Raw genomic sequence first — 393 nt, 5'->3', positions numbered from 1 at the left:
CTGGGACGAACCGTCCCAGCCACACCCTCCGAAGTTGTATCCAGAAGCTCTACATCGTCGGCCAGGGCGGCAGCGCCCAGCGCAGTGGCATTGATGGTGCCGTTGACGCGGCGGTCCTCGATGTGTTCCTCGCTCTCGCCCTCCGGGGTGACCTTGATCTCTACCAGCCACCCCTGCGGAAAGTTCAGGCTATTGTCCACGTTCACAGTGCGGGCAATGCCATCGGTGCACATGACGGAGACCTTCTGCAGAACATCCGCGCCGTTCTCTTCCACCAGACCGCCACCCGCAGTCTGGGCGGGACGTGGCTCTCGGAGCGGGGCAGGCCGTACTTGTCCAGAGCATCCAGATACGGGTCCGGATCAAACTCTTCCACAGTGTGCACGCCCTTGG

General features: G+C 62.8%; 1 protein-coding gene and 1 pseudogene. Both read right to left on the bottom strand.

What is annotated here, in order from left to right; translation table 11 throughout:
* A pseudogene (locus P0G09_RS15900) lies at positions 1 to 275 on the bottom strand (S-layer homology domain-containing protein); the annotation flags it as partial.
* On the bottom strand, positions 203 to 393 hold a 191-nt coding region (locus P0G09_RS15895), incomplete at its 5' end, for a hypothetical protein (protein WP_275253141.1). The gene P0G09_RS15895 and the pseudogene P0G09_RS15900, both read right to left, overlap by 73 nt.

Origin of the sequence: Faecalibacterium sp. DFI.5.82, assembly GCF_029076575.1 — a bacterium.
Taxonomy (GTDB): domain Bacteria; phylum Bacillota; class Clostridia; order Oscillospirales; family Ruminococcaceae; genus Faecalibacterium; species Faecalibacterium duncaniae.
The sequence above is the reverse complement of the archived record's forward strand: the minus strand, read 5'-3'. Positions and strand labels throughout refer to the sequence as shown.